This window comes from Psychrobacter cibarius, from assembly GCF_904845955.1.
GTDB classification, from domain to species: domain Bacteria; phylum Pseudomonadota; class Gammaproteobacteria; order Pseudomonadales; family Moraxellaceae; genus Psychrobacter; species Psychrobacter cibarius_B.
Genome location: NZ_CAJGYX010000001.1, coordinates 149,325 through 171,219, shown reverse-complemented (window position 1 = coordinate 171,219; position 21,895 = coordinate 149,325). Strand labels below are relative to the sequence as shown.

General features: G+C 43.5%; 18 protein-coding genes. 4 read left to right on the top strand and 14 right to left on the bottom strand.

The window, feature by feature from the left end; all coding sequences use genetic code 11:
* Positions 1–96: 96 nt before the first annotated feature.
* Complete coding sequence (gene lldD / locus JMV76_RS00675; protein WP_193836978.1) at positions 97–1,239, top strand: FMN-dependent L-lactate dehydrogenase LldD; 1,143 nt, start codon at positions 97–99, stop codon at positions 1,237–1,239.
* Positions 1,240–1,485: 246 nt separating this feature from the next.
* Here the strand turns inward: lldD and JMV76_RS00670 are convergent, their stop codons facing one another.
* Positions 1,486–2,754, bottom strand: coding sequence for a tyrosine-type recombinase/integrase (locus JMV76_RS00670; protein WP_193836979.1), 1,269 nt, complete (start codon positions 2,752–2,754; stop codon positions 1,486–1,488).
* Positions 2,755–4,036: 1,282 nt separating this feature from the next.
* Positions 4,037–4,522 carry a hypothetical protein gene (locus JMV76_RS00665; RefSeq protein ID WP_201501266.1) on the bottom strand — a complete coding sequence of 162 codons (486 nt, stop codon included), beginning with the start codon at positions 4,520–4,522 and terminating at the stop codon, positions 4,037–4,039.
* Between the two features lie 209 nt (positions 4,523–4,731).
* On the opposite strand from JMV76_RS00665, the gene JMV76_RS00660 reads away from it, so the two are divergent.
* Positions 4,732–5,397 (top strand): hypothetical protein, encoded by a 666-nt coding sequence (locus JMV76_RS00660; protein ID WP_201501265.1) that lies wholly within the window; start codon positions 4,732–4,734, stop codon positions 5,395–5,397.
* 151 nt (positions 5,398–5,548) lie between these two features.
* Here the strand turns inward: JMV76_RS00660 and JMV76_RS00655 are convergent, their stop codons facing one another.
* The 6 genes from JMV76_RS00655 to JMV76_RS00635 form a co-directional block, all read right to left on the bottom strand.
* Entirely contained in the window at positions 5,549–6,292 is a 744-nt protein-coding gene (locus JMV76_RS00655) for a M90 family metallopeptidase (RefSeq protein ID WP_201501264.1), read from the bottom strand.
* 88 nt (positions 6,293–6,380) lie between these two features.
* Positions 6,381–7,373, bottom strand: a complete 993-nt coding sequence (rhuM, locus tag JMV76_RS00650) for a RhuM family protein (RefSeq protein ID WP_201501263.1) — start codon at positions 7,371–7,373, stop codon at positions 6,381–6,383.
* Between the two features lie 85 nt (positions 7,374–7,458).
* Positions 7,459–8,523, bottom strand: a complete 1,065-nt coding sequence (locus tag JMV76_RS00645) for an AraC family transcriptional regulator (RefSeq protein ID WP_201501262.1) — start codon at positions 8,521–8,523, stop codon at positions 7,459–7,461.
* Between the two features lie 168 nt (positions 8,524–8,691).
* Positions 8,692–9,267 (bottom strand): hypothetical protein, encoded by a 576-nt coding sequence (locus JMV76_RS15010; RefSeq protein ID WP_265090252.1) that lies wholly within the window; start codon positions 9,265–9,267, stop codon positions 8,692–8,694.
* Complete coding sequence (locus JMV76_RS00640) at positions 9,268–10,773, bottom strand: hydantoinase/oxoprolinase family protein (protein WP_265090251.1); 1,506 nt, start codon at positions 10,771–10,773, stop codon at positions 9,268–9,270.
* A gap of 49 nt (positions 10,774–10,822) precedes the next feature.
* Positions 10,823–11,053 (bottom strand): hypothetical protein, encoded by a 231-nt coding sequence (locus JMV76_RS00635; RefSeq protein ID WP_201501261.1) that lies wholly within the window; start codon positions 11,051–11,053, stop codon positions 10,823–10,825.
* A 101-nt stretch (positions 11,054–11,154) separates the two neighbouring features.
* Here JMV76_RS00635 and JMV76_RS00630 point away from each other — a divergent pair.
* Positions 11,155–12,392 (top strand): IS3 family transposase gene (locus JMV76_RS00630; RefSeq protein ID WP_227690053.1). Its coding sequence is split into 2 segments (ribosomal slippage): positions 11,155–11,461 and positions 11,461–12,392, totalling 1,239 coding nucleotides; the frame shifts between segments, so codons are not numbered across the junction.
* Here JMV76_RS00630 and capB read toward each other — a convergent pair.
* Together capB and JMV76_RS00620 are read right to left on the bottom strand one after the other, a co-directional pair.
* Entirely contained in the window at positions 12,384–13,862 is a 1,479-nt protein-coding gene (gene capB / locus JMV76_RS00625; protein WP_265090250.1) for a caprolactamase subunit beta, read from the bottom strand. The genes JMV76_RS00630 and capB overlap by 9 nt on opposite strands.
* Positions 13,863–14,224: 362 nt before the next feature.
* The gene (locus JMV76_RS00620) at positions 14,225–15,166 is read right to left on the bottom strand and encodes an EamA family transporter (RefSeq protein ID WP_201501260.1); all 942 of its coding nucleotides are present in this window, start codon (positions 15,164–15,166) and stop codon (positions 14,225–14,227) included.
* A 182-nt stretch (positions 15,167–15,348) separates the two neighbouring features.
* Between JMV76_RS00620 and JMV76_RS00615 the strand changes: the two genes are divergently transcribed.
* Positions 15,349–16,761: an aminotransferase-like domain-containing protein gene (locus JMV76_RS00615; RefSeq protein ID WP_201501259.1), complete on the top strand. Its 1,413-nt coding sequence runs from the start codon at positions 15,349–15,351 to the stop codon at positions 16,759–16,761.
* Positions 16,762–16,772: 11 nt separating this feature from the next.
* Here JMV76_RS00615 and JMV76_RS15005 read toward each other — a convergent pair whose 3' ends face one another.
* The 4 genes from JMV76_RS15005 to JMV76_RS00600 form a co-directional block, all read right to left on the bottom strand.
* Positions 16,773–17,294, bottom strand: coding sequence for a DUF819 family protein (locus JMV76_RS15005; RefSeq protein ID WP_374190029.1), 522 nt, complete (start codon positions 17,292–17,294; stop codon positions 16,773–16,775).
* Between the two features lie 35 nt (positions 17,295–17,329).
* Positions 17,330–18,016, bottom strand: coding sequence for a DUF819 family protein (locus JMV76_RS15000; protein WP_265090249.1), 687 nt, complete (start codon positions 18,014–18,016; stop codon positions 17,330–17,332).
* Positions 18,017–18,192: 176 nt separating this feature from the next.
* Positions 18,193–19,860, bottom strand: coding sequence for a DEAD/DEAH box helicase (locus JMV76_RS00605; RefSeq protein WP_201501258.1), 1,668 nt, complete (start codon positions 19,858–19,860; stop codon positions 18,193–18,195).
* Positions 19,861–20,443: 583 nt separating this feature from the next.
* Complete coding sequence (locus JMV76_RS00600) at positions 20,444–21,715, bottom strand: DUF1176 domain-containing protein (RefSeq protein WP_227689978.1); 1,272 nt, start codon at positions 21,713–21,715, stop codon at positions 20,444–20,446.
* Between the last annotated feature and the right edge of the window lie 180 nt (positions 21,716–21,895).

Here is a 21,895-nt window from a genome sequence, read left to right as displayed (position 1 = left end):
AAACAAGCCAATTGCATCCATCGTTTAGCACTAATCAATAAATAATTAGAGATTCAAAAATATTACATAGATATCTAACAGAATAAGGGCAAGCGTATGATTATTTCATCTCCAAACGACTACAGGGCTGCTGCCAAGCGCCGACTGCCACCATTTCTATTTCATTATATAGATGGCGGTGCTTATGAGGAATATACCTTAAAACATAATGTTGAAGATTTATCAAAAATTGCCCTTAGACAACGTGTACTGAATGATATGTCACAGCTTAGTCTCGAGACGCAGTTATTTAATGAAACTCTGTCTATGCCTGTCGCGTTGTCACCCGTAGGTCTGACAGGTATGTATGCCCGCCGCGGAGAAGTGCAGGCCGCTATGGCAGCCGATCAAAAAGGCATTCCGTTTACCATGTCGACAGTTTCGGTTTGTCCGATTGAGGAAGTAGTGCCTAAAATTAACCGTCCAATGTGGTTTCAGCTTTACGTATTAAAGGACCGAGGTTTTATGAAAAATGCCTTGGAGCGTGCCAAAGCGGCGGGGTGTTCGACCTTGGTTTTCACGGTGGATATGCCGGTACCAGGGGCACGCTACCGAGATATGCACTCTGGTATGAGCGGTAAAAATGCCGCTATGCGCCGTTACTTCCAGTCTGTGATGCATCCGCAATGGGCATGGGATGTAGGACTGAATGGCCGTCCGCACGATCTGGGTAATATCTCTACTTATTTAGGCAAGACAACAGGATTGGAAGACTATATAGGCTGGCTAGGTAATAACTTTGACCCCTCTATTTCTTGGAAAGATTTAGATTGGATTCGCGAGTACTGGGATGGGCCTATGGTCATCAAAGGTATTTTGGACCCAGAAGATGCCAAAGATGCGGTGCGTTTTGGGGCAGACGGCATAGTCGTATCCAATCATGGTGGGCGACAACTGGACGGTGTTTTATCCAGTGCACGGGCGCTGCCTCCTATTGCCGATGCGGTTAAAGGAGAGATTAAAATTTTAGCCGACTCTGGCATACGTAATGGCTTAGATATTGTGCGTATGTTGGCTTTGGGCGCTGATATTTGCATGCTAGGGCGCGCTTTTATTTATGCTTTAGCAGCGGATGGCGGTGCAGGGGTAAGCAATTTGTTAGAACTGCTAGATAAAGAAATACGCGTCGCAATGACCTTGACTGGTGCCAAAACGATTGCTGATATTAATTCTGACTGTTTGGTAAAACTGGATAATTAAACTGAGGCTATAGAGTTTGTCAGTACATGAAGTGAGCTCATGCAGATAAGATACCGGAGATTAGAAGCCGTCAGATTGGTCGTTGATCACAAGCGCGAGGTTGCAGAAATTCCAATATCTAGGCTACCAACAATAGAATGTTAGGGTGTTTTGGTTGTTATGTGATGACTGGGAATGAGATGCTATGCAAAGGGCTTATTGTGCATTGTGAATGCTAATAGGTATATTATTAACGTAAAGTAAGTATTACGTTGAACCCCGGAGCTTATCTATATAATCAGCCCAATCTTGCATCATCAGTATTCGAGTATCAATTTCATCTAATCGGTTATAAGCGCCGCCATGCGTATCCTTTATTCGATGTCCTAATTGCAGCTCGGTCACGATATCTGAATAACGCAACTCAGGTTGCTCCATAAGTAAGGTTTTAGCTGATGCTCGAAAGCCATGAGCGCATTGCACATCTTTGTAGCCAAGCCTATGAAATATTTGTACTAGTGTTGCTTTGCTAATATAAGGATTGCTTGAGACACGTATCGATGCAAATACATGTTCTTTGTGACCTGTGATTGCTTGTATTTTTCGTAAGCGCTCAATTACTTGAGTGGCTAGTGGTACAACTAAATGAGATACCATGTCATCACGACCTTCGCCTTTAGTAGGAGAAAACTCCCATAGCTTATTATCCCAATCTATATCTTGCCAACGCATAGACCGCAAATCGATACTACGCACAAAGACATACGGTAGTAAATTCATCGCTTCTAATGTGGTTTTACTTGCACCTTTGAAATGGGACATATCGTTCAGGAGGGTAGCAAACTGATCAGGCTTGGTAATGGCTGGTAAGTGGTTGCCTGAACTGGCAGGTGCGAGCTCGCCACGTGTATCAATAGCTACATTTCTATCGCATAATCCTCTTGCGACAGCAAATGAGAAGACTTTTTCAGTATAAAGCCGAGTGCTGGCACCAACGAAGGTTGCTTGATTTTCATTGTTTTGAATCGCCTCACATACACTCAATATCATCTCGCTCGTGATATCATTCATTCTTAAGTCGCCAATTTCTTGGCACATGTATCCTAGACACAAATCCCAAAATTTAAGGGTTGAGTCACTAAACGCGCGCTTTCTAGATTTACTATGGTGACGACTTGACGTTTTGTGATCTCGCCACGCTTGTGTGATTTCAGAAAATGTGGCGTTCTTTAGATGAGCATACTTATTGACTTGCTCTTTTTTATGAATGGCTTTAGGGTCGGAGCCTTGTGCGACCATGCTAAGTATAGTTTCTGCTTTATACTTAGCTTCATATAGACTGATATCTTCGACCTTACCTAGCATCATTCTAGGGCGCTTACCATCGATATGGGGATGAGCGTACCGTAAGTAGTATTCCTTTTTACCATTTGGATAAATACGAATACTTAAACCCGCGATACCTGAGACACTGACCGAGTAATCTTTATCTCGGCATTCAAGTTTATTGATATCATTTAAATTATCGACAGCCATGATGTACATCCGTCAGCTTTATAAGCTAGGTAAATTGTGAATGTTAATCTATTATCTCTATACTTAGATTTAGAGCAATCTTTGCGCACGTTTTATAAATCCTGAGAAGCGTCTTCTGGGAAACGTAGATAGCTATTGGACACTAACATGGACACTGTTATTCATTAGTGAGTTTACAAAACCCTTTAAATGGAAGGTTGTAAAGTAGAATCATCCCCAACCTTCACTTGGGGATGATTATAGTATAACGACTGAAGGAAGAGTAGGCTATGCGTTTATTGAGCTTTAGGTTATTTTAATGGTTATTTTGGTCAAATAATTGAGGTTAATATAAGATGGATGCTTTGCCTAGCATTTGATTGCACATATTTTCGACAAAAACCATGCTCCTGTACGTGCACAGAATATAAAAATTAGGGGCATAGTACTGTTCTGTGCAAATTTGGCGGTTGTCAAATTAGTGCTTTAGATGAAATTATATTACGAATAGTGAGGGGTTTTTGATAACTTAAAACAAAAAGTATTACAGCTTAGTTGGTCATGATATTCGCCACTATAAGGTAGTTCCAAACCAGACTTGCAGACAGGCTAAGTAGGAGCATTGTAAGATCATACCTGCGCTATTAGAACGGATATGAATTAACAGATAACCAAAAGAGTGATGATTTTTGAGCTAAGCTAATAATCTATAGGTAGTGATATCTTTATATGCCTAACGCATTGCAAAAGCATTCGTACCAAAGAGCCAGATGATTAAGAATAAGAGACTACGCAAAGGGCTAGCTATGCATGGTGAAGGTAATAAGCATATTAACCATAGTCGGAACAAGTTCATCGAACAGATTAACTTTGAATGAATGGTAGAATTACTGTATCTACAACACATAGGTTTGTGAAATACATGCAAAGAGGTTATTAGCGACTTGATCTAATATACTAAGCTCAATTAGGGCTCCGCGTATTAAACCTTCAAGACATATCAGCTAGTAGTTACGTTAGGAGTGATTACAGTATTTATTTGATAGGTGGTACATATTTTGGTCAAGAAATTATCAATCAGATTAATAATTTACCGTTTGATTATAATTCCATGAATTTACTATCAGGTATTGCTTATTTAACATAATATACATTATGCGAAAACAAACCAATGGCTTTAGAAGTTAGGTTCATAGTTTTATACAGTGCCATTTATAAGCTCTCATGATTGGTACTGTGATTCTTATTTAGGGTTTATAGCTTTTTATATTTAGATATTAATAAAAATAATACTCAACATTTACTAGCGACAGGTTTCTAGTAAATGCTTGCGCAAAGACTTGCCATCTTCATCTAAAATCACATCTGCTACTCGGCAATTAGCATCGTCATCGGTACCATTACATGACAACTCATAATAGACATTGCTGCCATGTGCCAAACTCACTTGCACCAATCCTTGGTCAGTCATCGAAAACTGTTTGTCTTGTGCATAATCAGGATCTTGCGAATCCCACAATACATCATAATCAACATGACAAGATATTTGCTCTCTATCAAAATAATCCTGTTCAATCTGCATCGCGGCTTGTAGATCTGGGTCGGCATACTGTTGCAATACGACCGGATTATCCATGCCTTGATTGTTGACATCTTGCTGATACATGTTGCTAATGGTCGCTATTTTTATGGCTGCATAAGTCTGAGTTGACTCTGCTATATCAGCTATAGCAGAATTGGTTGCTATTAGTCCCATAGCTAGCAGCGTCAGTGAATAATGTGTTGGCATAGCGTTCTCTACGAGCTTCAATGATATAAGTGTTATAAACCATTACATCATAACCATATTATGACTCTGCTGTATTATCGTATCATTCCGGTTTATCTACTAAAAACGATCTATTACTTAATAACTTTTTGCTTAGTAATCTTGTGAAATTTGCCCAATTATATTCACATTAACGTATATTTCGATAACCACTGCGATAAGGATGCTTTATGACCCTATTATCTACTTTCAAAGACCGTTCATCTAAATTAACCGTTGGCGGCGCATTGGCTTTGGCGCTAGCAGCAACTGGCTGTCAATCTTCTGCTGAATCCAATATAGCCACTCCAAATCAATCTAACGGCCATTCATCAACGCCTGTTGTCTCCGATATCAGTCAGCAAACCCTTAAGCAGCAAGCCTTACGTATTCAGCGCGCGCTTGCAAATAAAGACTTCGCTCGCATCACCAATGATATTCATCCAACCCGTGGCGTCCGTTTTTCGATGTATGCCTATGTGCGTCCTGAGACGGATAAAGTCTTTAGCCGTGAACAATTCGCCCAATATTTGCAACAGTCCAAAATTCGTTTTACTTGGGGTGAAAAAGACGGTACGGGCGATCTACTTGTCACGCCACTACCTACATATTTAGACACGTGGATTGATGCTAGCAAATTTAACAATGCCAGTATCAGTATTAATGAGTTCCAACACAGTGGGAATATGATTAATAACCTGAAGAAAATTTATCCCAATTCAGAGGTTGTCGAGTTTTATCATAAAGGCTCAGAGGAATACGCTGGTATGGATTGGCGCATCATGCGTTTAGTGTTTGAAGAGTATCAAGGTAAACGCTATTTGGTCGCTATTGTGAATGAGCAATGGACAACTTAAATAGTTTTTATCTATAAAAACATAGGCTTAAAGAAAAAATAAGCCAAAAAAAAGGGCAGTGTTATTAAATTAACACACTGCCCTTTTTCATTGCTTTTTCATGTCTATATATTCATTATCGAACATTAATAGTGACTATTAATGATTTTTATTAAAGTGGTGTTTGGCGAAAAAACTTCATCATTATGTCGTAAATATCAGGGTAAGCATCGACCAGCTTTTGCGGCGTCTCAAAAAATACCTCACTGAGTACCGCAAAAAATTCCGCTGGATTGGTCGCGCCATAACGATCAAGACCTGATTTATGATGGCTTTGAAAATCCTCAAAATCTCGTGTCATAATTTCAGTCCAGCGCGCAGGATTCATATCCGCTTGTAGCGGTGGAAAGCCGTTGGCACGACCATTTAACATATCAAGTTTATGCACAAACTCATGAATGACAACGTTATGACCATCGCGCTCACCTGAGTGTTTGGCATCCTTCCACGACAGAATAACGGGGCCGCGCAGCCACGCTTCGCCGCTACGGTGCTCACTACCCTCATGGACAATGCCCAGCTCATCGACAGTGGTAGTTTCACTCTTATAGGAACCAGGATAAATGATAATGGCTGACCAGCCAGCATACCATTCAAGGCTAAGGTTTAAGATAGGCAAGCAAGCTTGCAAGGCGATGGATTGCTTAACCGCATCGCTAATCTCAAAACCCTGCGCGCCAGTAATCGACTTATCCGCCAAAAACAGCGTCGCCAGCTCAAACAAGCGTGTTAGCTCGTCCTCATTTAACCGATCAAGTATCACAATACGCTGAGCCGCTTGCAGCCAGTCAGCATGAGTAAATTCGCTATTGTCCAGTATGCGCTGCTCGCGCCAGTCTTTTATCATGCTAAACATATTGAATTTCCTTTAATTTTGTCGTTAGACTGTGCTTTTTATTATTAGCGTTATGAGTATTACGTGGCACGGATGATAAACCTACTTATTAACTCTCTAAAGACAGCATATTCATAATTAACTTAATCAAGGTTTCTTTTTGGTTGGAGTCAGATTCAGCGACCAATAAGGTTAGTGCGGCAAGCCCCGTGTTATTAATAACCATGTCACCTTTATCATTGAGCAGTCGGTTGTTACGATGCAAAAAATCTACAAACAAAAAAGCGCCGCTGCGTTTATTACCATCGGTAAAAGGATGATTTTTGACCATAAAGTACAGCAGATGCGCCGCTTTACTCTCGATGGTCGGGTATGCAGGCTCGCCAAAGACGGTTTGCTGTAAATTACCCAGCACACTGTCCAAACCATCACCGCGAGGCTTGGCAAATAGTTCAGTCGCCTCGCCTCTATTTATCAGCTGCGCTTTTAAATCCGTCAGCGCTGCCATCGCCTCAGTCGGACTGGGTAAGATACCGCCCTCTTGCCCTGCAGGATTATCAAGCAAGCCTTCGTCATAACGCTGTAACCATAAGAATGTCTGTGTATAACGGCTGATAATCTCAACCAAGCCGCGTCCTTCATCGGTTTTAAGCTCGGGACTTTGCGCGGTTTTTCTAATTAAATTTAACGCTTGTTGTAGCTCGCTTGAGTTTTTATCAAAGCGCTCTTGATTGAGCGTATAGCCTTGAACTAAGTATTCACGTAAGCGCTGGGTTGCCCAGCGTCTAAACTGCACACCTTGGGGAGATTTGATGCGATAACCTACTGAGATAACTACATCTAAGTCATAAAAAGTCACAGGGCGGTCAGAATTTGCAATATGCATTTTTTGCATATTGCTTTTTTCAGCGATCTCTTCATCGTTTATGGCATTGGCAATATGACGAGAAATCACCGATTGGTCACGACCAAACAGCTCGGTCATTTGTGCTTGCGTAAGCCAAATAGTATCTTGTCCAAAACGCACGTCTACCTGCGCCCGTCCATCAGCGCTTTCATAAATTTCTACTTTTGCTGTTTTATCATTCGTAACACCAGCCATCTTGGTTTTTCCTTAGCCTAATATACGCGCTTATGCTTAATTCATAAATCATACAACGACTGCATGACAGAGTACATAACAATGACTATCCTGTGCCTGGTGTATCTCGCGGCGAATAACCAAAATGCTGCTTATAAATGCGTGAAAAATAACCTTGATCGGCATAGCCTACTCTATGAGCGACCTCATCTATAGTCACGTAGCTTTTGGTTTTTAAAATGTGATTGGCCTGCTTTAAACGCAATTCCTTGACCCATTCTGAAAAGCTATAGGGCAACTTAGAAAACAGTTTATGCAAGTATCTGACAGATATATGACAAGCAGCAGCGACCATCGCTGGAGTTAAAGCGGAGTTTTCTAGATGCAAATAAACGTAATTCTCGATGCGCTTTAGGTGCACCGACTGTATGGACGAGCTGCAACTCATCATCACCTCTTTCGGGGCACTCAATGTCAATACAATAAGATTAAGCAGCTGCTGCTCTAGTATTTTTATCTCCAAGTCACCCAGCTGATTGTTATGAATAAGCGCCAGTATTTGACCAATTTGAAATACCAGTAACCTGCCTGCCCCTTCATCAATAGACATACTGCGTGCAAACTGTCGCTCTATGGTGCCCATTTGCGTAGTGAGTAATGCGAGCGGCACTTTGATCACATACAGTGATGCTTCGTGCAGATGATAGAACTCATAAGGTAAGCTGGACAGTTCAATAAAAAATTGACCGGGTTTAGAGGTCAGCTGCCGTCCTTTTTGGGTAAAACGGACGTCGCTTGTCATAGGAAAAGTAATTAAAATACTGTCATCAATATAGCCAGAGCTCTGTCTGCCGCGATTATAGTGCACAGTATTAGCATGATAGTGCGAAACACCTATCTCTAGAAGCTTAGCATGTTGCAAAAAACCAGAAAACTTATTCGGTTGCCGAAAACTAACATCAAGATCAAAATAAGTCTCGTTGATGGTATATTTCCAATCGAAGGCACCTAAGGTTTGCATGCGCTCCGTTGCTGGCATCTCTAACCCTGAGGGGCTTAGAAGATTTTTATTCATTGATAAATCATGTGCAGCGATGTCTTTTGTCTTATCTGTTAGCAAGGTTTGATGAGAAGTATTTTGATAACAATTTGGCTTTTGATTTGCATTCATCCTTGAACACTCAATATATGGTATACAACTGTACTGGTATCCTATCAGTTATTCATCAATAATCCTCTTTTATATCATAAAATAAAAAAGACTTCAGGCATTAAAGAGTACTTAATGCCTGAAGCCTTGAGTTGGTTTTTCTTTATAACCTGCTTTTATAGACTTGCTTTATGCTGCTCGAGTCAGCTTATAAGTGCCAGTCTCATGCAGCTCTGCTTGCCAGCCATTTTTAATGACCACAGTAGTGGTTGGCTCTTGGATAAGCGCAGGGCCTGTGACCAATGCACCAGCACCGAATTTCTCACCGTCATAGATAGGCGTATCAATCCAGTCATAGGACTGATCAAACAGCATCTCGCGGCTACCCGTTTTAGCATTACTGATATCCCCTTCCTGCGGCACAAGGCTCGGTAGTTTTGGCTTACTTATTTTACCAATTACTGATACCTCAATGTTGACCAGCTCGACGTGACTATCACGCTCATCATAAGTATAAAGTTCACGATGGCGATGATGGAACAATTCTAAAATGGTGCTGACGCTATCAGCATCGAGCTTACCATTCGGTATCAGCACGTTACATTCATGCACCTGACCAACATAGCGCATCTCCATGGTACGTTCGATGGTGATATCTTCATCTGTAAAGCCATCTTCTAGCAGTTTTTGTACACCCTGCTCCTCAAGCTCTTGTAGCTTAGCATTGAGTGATTGCAATTCTACATCTGGTGCGAGAATCATCATTTATGTCGCTAAGTAGTTATACTTGATATCAGAGATAATCTGACCAAAGGCACAGAGACAGGATGCGATTTTGGGTATTAAAATAGTTCCAATACCCATCTCCTCAGCCAGAGCAATAATATGCATGCCAGCTGCTCCGCCTGCGCAGACTAGCGCAAAATCCCGAGGGTCATAGCCTTTTTCGATAGTAATACGGCGAATGGCATTAGACATGTTTTGGTTAACGATAGCACTGATACCAAATGCGGCATGATCTAACTCGATGTTTAGCGGATCAGCGATGTGTGTTTGCACCGCTTGTACTGCTTTGTCTTTGTCTAAAGTGACACTACCGCCTAACACCGCATTCGGCTGTAGATAGCCCAATACTAAGTTTGCGTCTGTGACGGTTGGCAAGTCACCGCCTTTACCATAACATGCCGGTCCAGGAGTCGCTCCAGCACTCTGAGGACCGACCTCTAGCATACCAAAGGTATTAACATGTCCAATAGAGCCGCCGCCTGCCCCTAATGTTTCTACATGAATCATAGGCACACCAATACGATTACGTAAGAAATCAATATCGCGGTTGAGGCTGGTTCTGCCTGATTTAGCCATAGTGATGTCAAAAGAAGTACCGCCCATATCAACCGTGATAATATCATTAATTCCAAAAGGACTGGCAATATAAAGGCCTGCTTGCGGTGCCGATGCGGGGCCTGAGTTATTGGCATTTACCGCACGCTCTCGCATGATACTACCAACTGCAAGCCCGCCATTAGACTGGAAATAACGTACGGGCTGCTCAGCGCCTAACGCCTTAAAGTAGTCGTCAATCTTATGGACATAAGATGCCATAACTGGGCTTAAATAAGCATTTACTAGGGTCGTTGAGGTACGGGTGTATTCCTTAATCTGTGGATATACGTCACTACCACAGCAGACGAACACCCCTGGCATATGCTGCTCAACAAGCTCTTTGGCGCGCTGCTCATGCTGAGTATTACGAATAGACCAGACGAAAGAGATAGCAATTGCTTGAACGTCTTTTTCCTTAAGTGCTCTGATTGCATCGAGCACGTCTTGCTCATTTAGCGGCTCGTGTTCAGTACCATCAGCTAAAATACGACCCCGAATAGGAAAGCGACGATCACGGGTGGCGATTTGCGGTGCTGGCGGATAGCTAGCATCATAGCGATGTCCTTCTTCTTTATGCCCTAAACGTATCTCGATACTGTCCTCATGGCCTGCCGTACATAATAGTCCGACCTTCACCCCTTTCATCTGAATCAGAGCGTTTAGCGCCACGGTTGTACCATTGATACATAGGTCGCATGCTTGAATAATCTCTTCAATAGGACGGTCAAACTGCGTGGCTATTTGCTGTAGACCATTGGCAATGGCCAAGGTGCCATCCTCTGGGGTCGATGGCGCTTTAAACAGATGAACATCACCGGTTTTTTCTGCCAAGACAAAATCTGTAAAAGTCCCGCCAGCATCAACGCCAATACGAAAATCGTTGTTCATAAGTCATCCTTAACTCAAATTATTTAATATCATCAGTTAGTTTTGGGTTTTATGCCGTCAGCTTACGACGTAAAGCATTCGTCTCTGCTTCATTGACCGCCAGCGTTTGTGGGTCAATAACCACACCATACTCAGTCTTAGCTGCTGCCACTGATATCACTCTTTCTTCGACGTCTTTTAACACTGCGGGTACCGACCGTGCAAACGAGATGCCGTAGCCGCCACCGCCACCGCCAGGATTGGTATTACGCGCACGGTCACCCGGTTGAATTTCAGTCATTATATTTTGCTTGTGCAGATCAGTGACGCCATCCTTATGGATAATCTCTAAGCGCCCTAATTTCAGCTCAGGTGATATTTGCTCTGTAGTGGCATAATAAAATTGGACAGCTTCTAAGAGGTTATAATAACCCAAAGAAGGAAACTAGTACGACCAACAATCGCAATCAATATACCCGAGAATTCAAGCTTGAAGCCATCAGCTTAGTGACTGAGCATAAGCGTAAAATACCTGATGTAGCAAGCTCACTTGGCATTGGCAAATCCACCCTGCAGAAATGGCTGAGTCAGTATCGACAAGAAACGAATGGCCAAGCACCTAAAGTCGGCAACGCTTTAACGGATGAACAACGCGAGCTACAAGAATTGCGTAAGCAGGTTAAGCGACTCACTATGGAGCGCGACATATTAAAAAAGGCTTCTGCTCTGCTGGCCTTGGACAGCCTGAACGGCTATCGCTGATAAGCAAGCTTGCAGAGCAAGACAAAAGCGTCAGTAAATGCCGACTATGTGACTTATTTGGCATCATTAAAAGCAGCTACTACTATGGTACACAGACTAAGCCTATCGATATTGAACGTGTCAAACTCAAAGCCTTGATACGTCAAATATTCAATGACTCCAAACAATCAGCTGGGGCTCGCACCATTGTCGCCATCCTGTGGAATGAGCACAGTATTAGGCTAACGCGTTACTTAGCTGCCAAGATTATGAAGCAAATGAAACTGGTCAGTTGCCAGCTCAAGACCCACAAATACAAGCACGCTGATCAGGAACATAAAACCCATGACAACCTTTTAAAACGCAGATTTAGCCCAACGGCGCCCAACCAAGTCTGGACGGGCGATGTCACTTATATTCGCATTAAAGGCGGCTGGTGTTACCTAGCCGTTGTTTTAGACCTGTACGCCCGTCGTGTGGTGGGCTTTAGTGTCTCAGACTCACCCGATAGTATTCTGACAGGTAACGCTCTGAAAATGGCGTATCAGACGAGACTCAAACCAAGTGGTGTGTTATTTCACTCAGATCAGGGCACGCATTACACCAGTAAGAAATTTGCTGAATCAATCGATGATTGCGACGGTATGACACAGAGTATGAGCCGTCGTGGAAATTGTTGGGATAACGCCCCAACTGAGCGCTTCTTTAGAAGCTTCAAAACAGAGTGGATGCCAAAGGGCGGTTATGAGAATATCGCTGAGGCTAAAAGTGCCATTAGTGATTATATCTGGGGCTACTATCTAACCGTGAGACCGCACACTTTCAACAATTATTTAACACCAGCTGAAACAGAAAGACGTTACTTTAATCAAAACCTCTTATCAGGTGTCCTAAATTAGTTGACCACTACACTCCGCACCAGCGGCACCCATCGTCGGGTGCTCACGGCCTTCCCCAAACGCCACTACTGTCATCTCATGACCCAACGGTTCAACTTCCCATACGGTGCCGCAACCACCACGATACTCACCAGCACCGCCACTGTCTTCTGCCAAGCCATACTTATGAATTAAGATAGGATATTGATACTCTAGTAGCTCAATATCACCAGAGCTTAGCGCGCCAAAGCAACATAATGGGCCACAAGCATGCCAGCCGTCCATTTGCTGAGTTGCGCCAGCACCGGAGATGATCGAAGCTAGAATCATAGTGACGTATTGCTCGCCCGTTTTTGGGTCAATACCTGAGATATTGATACCAGAGGCATGACCCCAAGAAGCAATCACACGATCTGGCGCGGCATCTTCAAATGCCATACGCACGGCATCCGTTAAGGTTTCCATCGGTGTGGTAGTACAATTCACATGAGGGGCGGGTTCTCTGGCATTACACAGTGTGCCATGCTCGCCCAAGTCTACCGTGACACAGCGGTATAAACCTTCGTTGTACGGTGGGTCTACTTGGGCAAACATCATCAGCCCTAGTAGAACACCAGACATCGAGTTACCAGCATAAGAGTTAATAAAGTAAGGTACTTGCGGTGGACTGGTAATCTTGATATGTACATCGCTGTCTTTAATCTCAATATCGGCGCTGATGGTCAAATCACCCAAACCATGACCTGAATCTTCTAATACTGCTTCACCATGATACTGGCCATCTGGAATAGATGAAATTAATGAGCGCATATGGGTATCAGCCATATTCTTTAGCTCTTCGATCGCCGCACGGACGGTCTCTACCCCATACTTGTCTAGCAACGCAATCATATTACGCTCACCAACCGCACAAGCCCCATATTGAGCATTAAGATCGCCTTCTTGGTTACGGCGAGAGCGCATATTACTATGAATCAAATTAATGACATCACGACGTCGAACGCCTTTTTCCCAAATCTTGATAGGCGGAATGCGCAACCCTTCGGCGTATATCTCTTTAGCGTCTGGATTATATCCTGCTGGCACGGGACCACCGATATCAGTGACGTGACCTTTGCATACTGTCCAAAACACCAACTCACCCTTATAAAATACTGGCTTATACATACAGCAATCTAGGATATGACTGCCCATCATCACGGGATCATTGTGATAAATAACGTCGCCTTCATGGATGTCATCACCGTAATATTCGGCAACGGCTTTCATGGCCGGCATGAGTGAACCTAGATGAATAGGAATATCCTGACCCTGCAAAATCATCTCAGGCAGATGATCAAACAAGGCATTACTATAATCGTGAGCTAAGTTAAAGACACTAGAGCGTGCGGTTTTTTCTAAGGTTGTCGTCATCTCGCGCTGCGCCGTTTCTAAGGCACCACGTACGACGGACAAGGTAATAGGATCTATAGAGGGGTGAGCGTTGCTCATAAAAGACTCCTTGTCGAGAAATTTTGGTCAAAATAAGCGCGTTTATATGGCCGAAATAAAAGAATATGCCGGTCTATACGACCACTTATCTTTACCCTTCAGCGCGCGCTTTATTTGGCTTATCATCTATCCTAATGATCAAGCTTTTTCACTATAGCGAGGTTTTGGCAAAATAGATGGACTGTACGTGCAGAGTTTTTGACTGTGAGTGTACAGATATAGCTATAAGTAGCCTATTTTCATCTTTATCATGGTGGCATATAAAGCATTTGACATAAAAAAAGAGCAATGCCTCATATGTGATGCACGGCTCTTTTAGTCTATTCTTACTAACCTTATAGGAAGCTATAAGTTATTTACTACTATGCATGAGCAGACTTCCTGCCTAAGCCTATCTTCACATTTGCCAAGATCAGTCCAGATAAGATGAGCAGCATCGCTAGCATCTTCCACCATGTGACCACCTCTCCTATGAGCAGTACTGAAGTTGCCATACCGAATACAGGTACCAGCAAGGCAAAAGGCATCACCTTAGAGGCGATATTTTGACTAAGCAGATGCGCCCAAAGTCCAAAGCCAATCAAGGTTGAGACATAGACGATAAATCCAAGCGATAACCAAGATTTAAAGGACGCCTGCGTAAATGTTGCAAGCGTCCATGCCTCATTTTCAAATAGCAGAGAGGACAGAGTCAAAACCATATAAGCAATCAGATCGCCCCATACTACCAATGATACCGCAGACAGGGTCGATGTTTTCTTTGAAGCTTTGTTGTTATCTGCAGGCGCGGTAGTATAGATATTGCTCTGCTGCGTTGATACTTGTTTTGAAGCAATATTACCAAAGCTCCAGCCTATGGCTGCAATCAGTATGCAGATAAAGCCAACCAAAGGCATATCACCGCCGAGATTGAGCGCAATCACACCTAACCCTAGCACGCCGACTAACATACCGATAATCTGCATACGACTCACCGCTTCACCTAATATGACATACGCCAGCAAGACGGTAATAAAAATTTGAAATTGCAACAACAGCGCCGTCAAACCTGCTGATGCACCCAAATGCATGGCAGTGAATACAAAGGCATACTGCATAACAAAGGTACCAATGGCATAGATAAATAGCGTACGGTTGAATTTGGGCGGTTTAAGGAACAGCACCAACGGCACGGCAGTAAAGAAAAAACGTAACGCGGTTAACATCAGTGGCGGAAAGCTTTCAAGCGCCCAGGCAATAAAGGTAAAGTTTACACCCCAAATAAAGGTAACCAAAACGGCTAATACGATGTGTAAAGGGATCATAGGCTTGTCCTAAAGTGGCTGTCATTCGTTCTGAGTTGTTATTAATATTTGAATCTTAATAACCAACTATAGTTTAAATGCCCATAACAGACCCGATACAGTTTTACGAATGGTGAACAAAGTGTATAGTTGCTCTTAACATGACAATTAATTATGACATTGAAAAGATAAGCACATTCATTATGGTCGAAACCTATACGCTTAATCCCAATTTAACCAAGACTGCCGCCGTCGCTGAATGGCTACAGCAGCGTATTGACTGGCAGATTTATCTGCCCAATCAGCGTGTGCCTTCGGTGCGAAAGTTAGCGAAACTATTAAATATATCAAGCTTTACGGTGGTACAAGCTTATGAGCAATTGGTGGCTACCAGTGTGCTAATCGCTAAGCCCAGCTCGGGCTATTATGTCAATACGCAGACAAATTCAGTTCAACCGAATGATGATAAAAGAGCAGTTGTTCAGCACCCGGTAATAGATACGCGCTGGCTGATACAGCAAGTTTTTAGTGATATCCCGCACTATCGCTCACCGGGGGTGGGAACATTACCGAGAGACTGGGTACGTAATGAGAAGATGGAATGGGCCATACGTCAGGTCACCCAGCAAGCAGATGGCTTTATCTATGACTATGGTAATGTTCACGGCTATTTGCCGCTACGTCAGCAGCTGGTTCAACGCCTGCATACACTGGGTATGCAAACTCATACCGACCATATAATTACTACGGCAGGAGTGTCGCAAGCCGTGACCATGGTGGCGCGGCTGCTTACTCAAGCTGGGGATACAGTGGTCGTTGATGGGCCGGGCTGGTATTGGCTATCAAGCTGTTTGCAACAACAGGGATTAAACGTCGTCTCTGTAGAACGTGACCATCAAGGGCCTAATATTGAGCAGATGCAAAAGCTGTTTGCGACGCATCGTCCTAAGCTTTATTTAACCAATAGCGTACTGCATAATCCGACCTCTTGTAACCTACACCCTGCTCGTGCGCACCAAGTACTTAACCTTATTCATGAGTACGATGCTTATATTTTTGAGGACGATTTATACGCTGCATTCGTACCGGGTGGTCAAGTGCTGCGTTATGCCAGCCTAGATCAGTTCGAAAGGGTGTTTTATGCGACAGGATTTTCAAAGTCAATGGCGTCAGGCTGGCGCGTTGGCATGTTGGTCTGTCCTGATAACTACATCGATGATGTGTTGCGTATTAAAACCTTAAGCAATTCAAACACGCCAGAATTTGGCGAACGGGTTTGTCATCATCTATGGACGCATGGCGAGTATCGCCGGCAGATTAAAAAAGTGCAGCAGCATTTATATAGCGCTCATGAAAGAATGCGCAAAGTATTACCAAAGATAGGGCTTGTCTATCCTGAGCATACGCAAGCAGGTCTTTTTGTTTGGGTAGATACGGGGTGGGATACCAGGCAGCTGGCACTAGATGCCTATAAAGCAGGCTGGCTGGTCGCACCAGGGCAACTGTTTTATCCAGATGCCCGTGCCTCTACTCATCTGCGCCTAAATGTATCAACAACTGGCGATGAGTTTTTGAAGTGGTTGGGTGATTATTTGGATAAAAGCAGTCAATATTGATAAAAACACCATCACCCCACCACCAAGCGCATCAATTGGGTACTAATATAGCCACCGAAAGTGCCTACCGCATAGCCCAGAATGCCCAAAAACACACCTACAGGTGCAAGCGATGGATGAAACGCCGTTGCGACAATAGGTGCCGATGATGCACCGCCAGTATTGGCATTGGAGCCGACTGCCAAAAAGAAAAATGGTGCGCGAATTATCCTAGCCACAGCAAAGATAATGACAACGTGAATGCTCATCCATAATAAACCAATAAGGAGCAGTCGCCACTGCGAAACGATACCCGCAAGATTGATTTGCATACCAATAGCAGCAATCAAGATGAAGATAAATACCGTACCAATTTTGGAAGCGCCCACATGATCAAGGCGACGTATCTTGGTAAAGGAAAAAATCACCCCTATTAGAGTTATAATCACTACCATCCAAAAAAACGAGCTGGCAAAGCTATATTGTACAGCCCAGCTATAGGGCGCAAAAAACCCTGCAACTTGACCACCAATAAAGTGTGCGACACCCACCATAGCAAAGCATAAGCCAAACATCACCATCAAGTCATTTAAAGTTGCTGGACGAGCATTGTCACGCTCATAATTCTAACCGCCTTAATCACTTTATCAATACTACTGGTGTCTGCCCTCAATAGCCGATCTATCTTATCGCTATGCTTCGCCAGTACCAAGATAGCCAACAGCCAAAGTGAGGCATTGGTGGTATCGACTAAAATCATCATCCCAAATAAATCATCACTGACGCCAAATAGCTCCTTCATCGCCGCTTGGTTTGCCGCGCCGCCGATCCAGCTACCCGCCACCGCCGAAAACCCGCGCCATAGCGTATCATCCGTGAACATTTCAGGCGAGATCCATTTAGCGACACCTAAGCTTATTGGACCACTAATAATAATCGCGATACTAGCAGCAAAAAACATGGCGATGGCTTTCCAGCCTAGCCCCAATATCTTTGGTACATCCATCGACAAGGTCATTAACAGCAAACTTGCTGGCAACAGATAAGTGGCAGTAAAGCCATAAATCTGTGAGCCAATACCGTCAGCAAAGACACCTAAACTATTAAGCGTTGCAGGTATAAAGCAGCACAGCACAATACCCGGCAATACCGCATAAAAGCGCTGCCAGAATTTACCGGGTAATCCTTGGGTATAAAAAACCAAACCGATAATGGCCATAATGATGCCAAAAGCCAATGGCAGGCTATCAATAGTTAAATGAGAAATATCGGGCATCAAATAGCTCCGCAGCACACGATGAATAAAAGCTTGTTAGTATAGACAAGGCGAAAAAAACGCGCAAGCAGCGATCGAATAAACACAAAAAAGCCAGATAACGAGTATCTGGCTTTTTTAGTGCTATCTTTAGGCGATTAAGGAATTAATAACTCTAATCACCAAATATAACAGTATTACGAGTTGTTACCACGGTTGCCGCCGTTTGGACGACCTTGGCCACGGCTGTCAGAACGACCAGCTGGACGACCTTGGCTGCCACTTGGACGACCGCGACCGGTAGCAGCACGCTCACCACGTGGAACGCCAGTGCTATCACCACGGCTAGGAGCACCAGTGCGCTTGCCTTGATACGGCTTACCACCTGAACGCTCATTTGGCTTGCCTGACGCGTCACGTGGCTTACCTTGATAACCGCTGTCATTGCTTGCGCGTTGACCAGTTGATGCGCTGTCACTTGAACGACCGCGAGCATTAGCAGGATTACCTTGATAGCCACCACCCGCGCGACCACGGCCTTGACCATTACCACCACCGCCGTTTGAACGACCACGGCCGCGACCACGACCATTACCTTTGTTTTCGCTAGGTACATAAGTCTTCTTAGGCTCCATGCCTTCGATGATACATACTTCCATTTTGCGATCTAAGTAACGATTGATAGCGTTTAGCTGTGGACGATCATCCATGCTACATAAGCTGATAGCGATACCAGTACGACCAGCACGACCACAACGACCGATACGATGGACGTAATCTTCAGTCTGACGTGGAAGATCATAGTTAATAACGTGCGAGATAGCTGGGATATCTAGACCACGAGCCGCAACGTCAGTCGCTACTAGGATTTTTACTTTACCATTACGCAAGTCTTGAACGATACGGTTACGCTTGCTTTGTGGCAAATCACCATGTAGGAAGCTGGCTTTATGACCCGCTTCTTGTAGCTGTTTGGCCAGTTTTTCAGTGCTACGTTTGGTAGCAGCAAAGATAATGATCTGTTCCATATCCTGCTGACAAACGATTTTGTCAAGTAAACGGTTTTTATGATCAAAATCATCACAGTAGTACACTTTTTCTTCGATGTGTGCAGATTCTACTTTGATTGATACACGCTCAGGGTTCTTAGTGAAGCTGGCAGCGATTTTACCTACTGGGCCATCCCAAGTTGCAGAACACATGATCGTTTGACGATCAATTGGTGCGGCACGAAGGATGTCACTGATGTCATCAGCAAAACCCATGTCTAGCATACGGTCAGCTTCATCAAGTACCAAAATTTCTAGGCTTGATAAGTCAACACGACCAGCATTGATATGGCCAAGTAAACGACCTGGGGTCGCAACGATAACTTGAACGCCTTTTTTCAACGCAGTGGTCTGACCATTGTATGGTGCGCCGCCAACTAAAGGCACGCAGAATAGACCACGCATATCTTTAGAATAAGTACGTACGCTATCATGTACTTGCTGAGCAAGCTCACGCGTTGGCGTTAAGATAAGGGCTTTAGTTAATTTATCAAAGCTAGTGGCACGGCTTAAACGGTCAAGTACAGGGATAACGAATGCCGCAGTTTTACCACTACCGGTCTGCGCAGACAATAATAAGTCGCGGCCCGCTAGTGCAAAAGGAATGGCTTGTGCTTGAATAGGTGTTGGATTGGTATAACCACTGCGATCAAGCGCGGTCAAAATCGGCTTGGCAATGTCTAGTTCAGCAGAGGTAATTTGATCTTCATCAGTCGCGTCAGTAGTAGCCGCTTGATTATTAGTATCATTATTTGGAGTATCAGTGTTTTCGATGATGCCGTTTTCAGCGGCGATTGCAGATAAAATATCAGTCATGAGAATCCTTGGTAAGTATAAGTTGCTGTAAATTCAGCAAGCTTGATGCATACCACTGATAACCGTTCACCACGCTGCCTTTATTAAAGAATTACCGGACCACATGTAAGTGTCGATAATCAGAAGCCAAGCCAATAAAGCTTAGAGCCTCTACAATAAATGCGTTCGTGCTGTCTGACGTATTTTGGTGGTAGTGCCGAGTGTCTCATCCTTGTTTGATATAAGCGTATTATTAATGCTTTGTCCAAAGCAAATAATCGCGAATAACAACCAATTTAAACCATATTTATGGTTCGGTAGATAAGATATGAGTCAAAAATAACTGCTATTTTCATGACAGGTTATTTAAGTACACAAAATCATCGGCAACAATTACTTATGGTCATCCTAGACCCAAAATCGCAGGCGATGTTATCAATCTCATAATTCACGAAAGCCTAAGCTAACGTGGCGACGCAGTATAGCACAATAAAATATTATATGTAGCTATTTATTAAATTTCTCGGTAAATAAAGCAAATTTGCTTATAGATGTACGCGTTCAATATGCTGAGTAATAAGACAATCAGCAGTATTATTGGCGGCTATCGCACCATTTTAACTTCAGTGACATACGTCGGCAGCTGCCACGCACCGCCCGCTTCAATCATACGGCAAAGCCCTGTGGTACTTTCATGGCTTTTTTCAAATGCCTTACCTGTCCATACCCAATCAGTCTTGGTTAAACAATCACCGATGCCGCGACCTTTTTGTACGGAAGTGATTTTACCCTTATCATAGCTAGTGGCGTTGGTGGTTACCAATGTCGGTTTATAAGGTTTACTGTCATTGATGACCCAGATGCCTGCACCAGTATTATAAGCACCTGTCCAGCAGTCATGTTGTGCCAAGAGCTGTGAGCCATTCAGTCGGCTCACACGCCATGGTGATTTGTCTGATAGATTGGGACAGTCACTATCCGCATCTTTCATCGTACTTTTCATCAGCACCGCTAGCTGCGACGATTTCATCACAAACTTTCTATTGTCACTAGCGACGGCTTTCGGATTGGGCGCCACAAAGCGCAGTTTTGGTGCGGACTTGGGTGACAATACAGTGCTATTTGATTTGGCAGCAGCATCAGTATTGATAAAAGCAGATGACGTCCCTACTCGACCTTGGGCTTCATCTGCTTTGAGCATGACGGCGCTAGCCCCTTTATCAGACAGTTGCCAGCGTGAGTTACGTAGCACTAGCTCAATTTTGCTTGACTTAGTCAGTGCCTCTAGTAGCGCTGTGACTTGTGTTGGGGTCAGATCAGCATTACCTGCTGCAGTTGAAAACGGCTTGGTTTCGCCATAGTCTCTACCATTGATGAACAACGATATACGATGACGATTGCCAAGTTGCATCAAGGCTTTAGATGAGCTTTCTTTAGCACCGCCCAACTTTACTTTGCCATCCACACCAGCATTTGCGCCTGCACGGCGTATGAGCAATACCGATATAGGAAATTCGCTATTGTTTTCTGCTTGATAGCCTGCCAGCCGGCACGTACGGGTATTGTCGCATACTACCTGCCAGTCTTGATTGGTAAATTCAATGCCATTGCTGGCCATCGTCGCTGTACTAAATAAAGCTGCGCTGATAGCAGCAAACATAGGTAATCGTATTTTATTTTTTATCATCAATAAGAGTATCTTTTTTATTTTTTTAGGATGGGTGGTTAAGTTGGCTTTGTATTGCAATATTGAGTATTGATTAGCATCTATCTGTTGATCGTTATAAATGGCGCTGAGTTTGGTATTGATAACTTTTAATTCGCTAGCCATCTCCTGTCGTGAGAAGTTGATCCGTTTACGGTTATCATCCTTCATAATCGTTATCCATCAATATAGTCAATCTTATTTCAATCAGATATGTTGTCTGATTTACTCAGTCTATTATAGTTGGCTCTATTCACCTTGCTGGTATCCCAATGATATTGAGCCAATTAAATAAGCAGTACAAATACCCGCTTATTAAGGTGTTATCTGCTTGAGCTACTCAAGCTATCT